Source organism: Gracilimonas sp. (assembly GCF_035704785.1).
GTDB lineage: Bacteria > Bacteroidota > Rhodothermia > Balneolales > Balneolaceae > Gracilimonas.
Genome location: NZ_DASSWP010000241.1, coordinates 1 through 4,861, shown reverse-complemented (window position 1 = coordinate 4,861; position 4,861 = coordinate 1). Strand labels below are relative to the sequence as shown.

Below are 4,861 nucleotides of genomic sequence, written 5' to 3'. Positions count from 1 at the left end.
GACTGCCCCCTATCCTATTCAGGACCCTATATTTGGGAGGCGATATCAAAATATTCAAGTCGATATTGATGAGGAAATGTTAACCAGTGTAGCAGAATTAACCGGCGGAAGATACTTTAGAGCAACAGATACCGAACAGCTTGAAAACATCTATGATGAAATTGATGAGCTCGAGAAAACAGAGGTTCAAGAACTTATATACACCGACTATAAAGATCTTTATTCTGTTTATCTTGGATGGTCCTTGGGTTTGCTTTTTCTAAGCTTCTTAATGAAAAAAACGATCCTAAGCGGAATAGAAAGCTTTTAACCCATTTTTTAATATTTCCTCTTTAATATTTATCAGTAAAACTGGACACGGTGCTTAAAAATAAATCCACCGCTTCTTAGTTATTATTTTCTACCTATTTAAAAAGTTTTTATGAGCATTTCTTTTATTAAAGAACAACTTCAGAAAAGTAAAGTTTTCAATGAGGTCTATGATAAGATCACAGAAAAAGAATCACTCAATCTGAAGAAAAGTATCGGAGCCCTTAATAGCTTTTTATTGGACGCTCTTTCTTCAAAGAAAGAAGATCTGCTTGTGATTTCTGAAACTGACGAGGGTGCCCGTTTTCTTAAAGCCGATCTTGATATCATATCCCCTGACAAAAAGATCATACTTTTCCCCTCCTCGAATAATAAACCTTACGATCAGCAGCAGCTCAAGGACACTGGCTTATTGGTTCAAAGATCCGAAGCACTGCAAGATATTTCAGATAATAAAAAAAAGATCGTAGTCACTTCTGTAGAGGCTATCGGTGAGAAAATTGCTCCTCCTTCTGCATTAGATGAAGTAAGCCTGGTATTAAAAAAGGGTGATGAAATAGATCTTGATAAGTTTAAGGAAGAACTGGCTGAACAAGGCTATAATCCTGTCAGGTTCGTGGATGAACCCGGGGAGTTTGCAGTTCGCGGTGGTATTTTGGACGTGTATCCCTATTCCGGTGAATATCCCCTTCGGTTTGAATTTTTCGGAGATGAACTGGATACCATTCGTGAATTTGATGCAGATTCCCAGCGCTCGGTTTCATTCCTCAACGAAGCCCGGATCATACCCGATCTCACCAACCTCCCTGAAAAAGAGAAATCCAGCTTCCTGTCCTATTTTGATGAAAACACTTTGATGGTAACTTCCAGTCGCGAAGTAGTACTTTCAAAGATCGGCGAACAGTTTGAAAAAGCAGAAAAAGCTTTTGATGAACACGACAATAATAAAGAGTTAAGCCTTCCGGAAGAACTGTTTTTATCTGAAGAGGTTTTTGAAAAAGAGCTTGCCATGTTTACCCATCAGCTGTTCGTCGCCAATGTAGGAGCATCGGAGAAAGCTGATAACACCCTTACGCTGGTCACCAAGCCACAACCGGACTTTCACGGCAATTTCAAGCTGCTAAGGGAACAGATCTCCAAAAATTCTGAAGCCGGACTTACTACCTTGATATTATGCGACAATGATGGCCAGCGAGATCGCTTTGAGGAATTATTGGGTGAATCGAGCGATATGTTCAACTACCTCCTTGTGGTGGAATCATTGCATGAAGGTTTCGTATATGAGCCCGCTAAATTAGCTGTTTATACCGACCACCAGATCTTTAATCGGTACCACCGCCCAAAAACCAAAAGAAGAAAATTCCATGGCGGCATTTCTTTCAAAGAATTGAAAGATCTGAACCAGGGAGATTATGTGGTTCACGTTGATTACGGAATCGGGAAGTTCATGGGCTTCAAAAAGATCAACGTTAAGAACATAGAACAGGAAGTTGTTGTCCTTCAATATAAAGACGACTCAACACTGTATGTGAATGTTACCAGCCTTCATAAGCTTCAGAAATATTCCGGGAAGGAAGGCTCTGCTCCAAGAATCACTAAACTTGGATCCGGTGCATGGGCGCGCAAAAAAGAGCAGACCAAGAAAAAGGTAAAAGACATAGCAAGGGAACTGATCTTGTTATACGCCAAACGGAAAGCTCAAACAGCCTACAGTTTCTCCCCTGACAATGAGTGGCAAACAGAAATGGAAGCTAATTTTGAATTTGAAGAGACTCCCGATCAGAATGATGCCATTCAGGCTGTAAAAGCTGACATGGAAAGTGAGCATCCCATGGATCGTTTGGTTTGCGGCGATGTTGGCTTTGGCAAAACGGAAGTGGCAGTGAGAGCCGCATTCAAGGCGGTGCTCGATCATAAGCAAGTTGCTGTCTTGGTCCCGACTACGATCTTAGCCGAGCAGCATGCCAAAACTTTTATCAGCCGAACGGAAAAGTTTCCGGTAAGAGTGGAGGCGTTGTCCAGGTTCAGGACTGCAAAGGAACAAAAAGCGGTCATTGAAAAACTTGCAGACGGTGAGGTTGACATAGTTATCGGAACGCATCGGCTGCTTTCCAAGGATGTTAAGTTTAAAGACCTAGGGCTCGTGATCGTAGATGAGGAACAGCGATTCGGCGTTTCAGCCAAAGAAAAACTTAAAAACTTTCGCGCCTCTGTGGATGTAATGACGTTAACAGCTACTCCGATTCCCAGAACGCTTCAATTTTCGTTAATGGGAGCCCGTGACCTTAGCATTATCAATACCCCTCCTCCCAACCGTCAGCCGGTTTATACAGAAATTCACAGCTTTGATGAAGAATTAATCCGGGATGCCATTCTACAGGAAATATCCCGGGGGGGACAGGTTTTCTTCATACATAACAGGGTGAAAAATATTGAAGAGATCGCAGAAATGGTCCGCAGGCTTGTACCTGATATTCGGGTTCGCTTCGGGCACGGACAGATGACGGGTTCTCAGCTCGAAAAAATAATCGGGGATTTCTACCAGCATAAGTTTGACGTTCTTGTTTCTACCAATATTGTGGAAAATGGCATCGATATTGCAAATGCCAATACCATTATCATCAATCATGCCAATCATTTCGGACTTGCTGAATTGCATCAGTTACGCGGACGGGTAGGTCGGTCAAACCGAAAAGCTTTTTGTTATCTGATAACAAACCCCATTAAAACCCTGAGCTCAGAGGCACGTAAACGTTTGTTAGCACTCGAAGAATTTTCAGACCTGGGGTCAGGTTTTAATATTGCCATGCGTGACCTTGATATTCGAGGTGCCGGTGACATTCTTGGAGCCGAACAAAGCGGCTTCATCAATGACATTGGTTTTGATCTTTATACCAAGATCCTCAACGACGCTGTAAATGAGCTTAAACAATCGGAATTCAGTGAGCTTTTCAAAGACGTGGAAGTTGAGGTCGACCATCCCGAGACCATTATTGAATTCGATGAGACGGCGCTTTTACCTCAGAATTATGTTTCTGACAGCGTTGAACGGCTCAATCTGTATCGTAAACTTTCAAGGGCTTCTAAACCGGAAGATATCGATGACTGGAAAGATGAGATCGAAGATCGATTTGGCCCGGTACCCAAGGAAGCAGAGTATCTGATCCTGGCAAGCAAGATCAAATTATATGCCTCTCGGAATTTCTTTACAAAAGTCACTATCAGATCCGACCGCATGTGGCTGGTGTGCCCTAAGCAGGAATCTGACATGGGTAAAAGATTTTATGACTCCGGTAAATTTCAGGAAATCCTTGAAAAGATCGAAGCTGATAAGAAAAACAAATTTCAGGTGATTCAGAAGAAAGATACCGTTCGTTTTGTTATTGAGGAAATTCCTGACAAAGAAGCTGCACTTAAATTCCTAAAAGGATTGGTATTGAGTGAAATTCATGCGTGATCTAAGAAGATATATAGAGTTAATAAAGTCAGGTGAAGTCGTTGCATTCCCTACTGAAACCGTATATGGATTAGGTGCTGATGCCTGGAATCCCTCAGCCATAAAAAAAATATTCAGGCTCAAAGGAAGGCCGGCAGACAATCCGCTGATCGTTCATATTTCTGATACTGAACAGCTGGAAGACTTTGCTGCCGATATTCCTGATTCCGCCAAAAAACTGATGGCTTCGTTTTGGCCGGGTCCACTTACCATGGTCTTAAAAAAGAAGCCTGAAGTATTGGATATTATTACTGCGGGGTTAGATACTGTAGCAGTAAGGATGCCTGATGATGAACTCGCTTTGGCTTTTATATCCAAAACCGGACCTCTTGTAGCACCAAGTGCCAATAAATCGGGTCGCCCCAGCCCTACCAAGGCAGAACATGTTTTAAAGGATCTTGGATCGAATTTCCCGGTAATAGACGGCGGCGCAACTCAGGTTGGCCTTGAATCTACCGTGCTTGACCTGACTTCAGAAATTCCTACTATTCTCCGCCCCGGAAAGATCGGCAAAGAAGAGATCGAAGCTATTTTAAATATCTCTGTTCAGACCAGTACTTCGAAAGCGGAGAATAATACCCCAAAGAGTCCGGGTCAGAAATATTCCCATTATAAGCCTAAGGCTTCTATCAGATATGGAGAGATTTCCTCCATTGAAAAGAACACTTTGTATCTGGTTCAAAATTCATTTCAGGAATCAAAAAATATCATCTCATATAACGGCGATTTAGCCTTGCTCTCAAAAGAGCTTTATGATCGATTTCGTCAGGCAGATCTTGAAGGATATACGACCGTTTTTATTGAAAAATTAGACTCATTTGAAAAAAAATTCCCTTCTTTTTATTTGGCTTTACTTAACCGGATCAGTAAAGCTACACAGTAGATATTTTGTTTCGCAAGCCCTTTTCTCCCATCCTGTTACACTCTTGAAAAAAGCTTAGTAAAACACTCCTCATCTTGCCTAAAAACAGCCTTAATCAGCGTTAAACCAATATTTTTTTAAAAAAACGGGAACTCAAATTTCATTTTTTTCCTTGAGTGGTAGTCAATATCAAC

The 4,861-nt window shown here is 41.7% G+C and carries 2 protein-coding genes and 1 pseudogene; all 3 read left to right on the top strand.

From position 1 onward, the window contains the following. A pseudogene (locus tag VFM80_RS13420) lies at positions 1-310 on the top strand (aerotolerance regulator BatA); the annotation flags it as partial. Positions 311-421: 111 nt separating this feature from the next. Continuing rightward, the gene (mfd, locus tag VFM80_RS13415; RefSeq protein ID WP_395072513.1) at positions 422-3,766 is read left to right on the top strand and encodes a transcription-repair coupling factor; all 3,345 of its coding nucleotides are present in this window, start codon (positions 422-424) and stop codon (positions 3,764-3,766) included. Then, positions 3,759-4,688, top strand: coding sequence for an L-threonylcarbamoyladenylate synthase (locus VFM80_RS13410; RefSeq protein WP_395072511.1), 930 nt, complete (start codon positions 3,759-3,761; stop codon positions 4,686-4,688). The genes mfd and VFM80_RS13410 overlap by 8 nt, the downstream gene beginning before the upstream one ends. The last annotated feature ends 173 nt before the right edge of the window (positions 4,689-4,861 follow it).

Bases quoted from the DNA above. Each gene is read 5' to 3' on its own strand.
- mfd (WP_395072513.1), top strand. From the start codon at position 422: ATGAGCATTTCTTTTATTAAAGAACAACTTCAGAAAAGTAAAGTTTTC.
- VFM80_RS13410 (WP_395072511.1), top strand. From the start codon at position 3,759: ATGCGTGATCTAAGAAGATATATAGAGTTAATAAAGTCAGGTGAAGTC.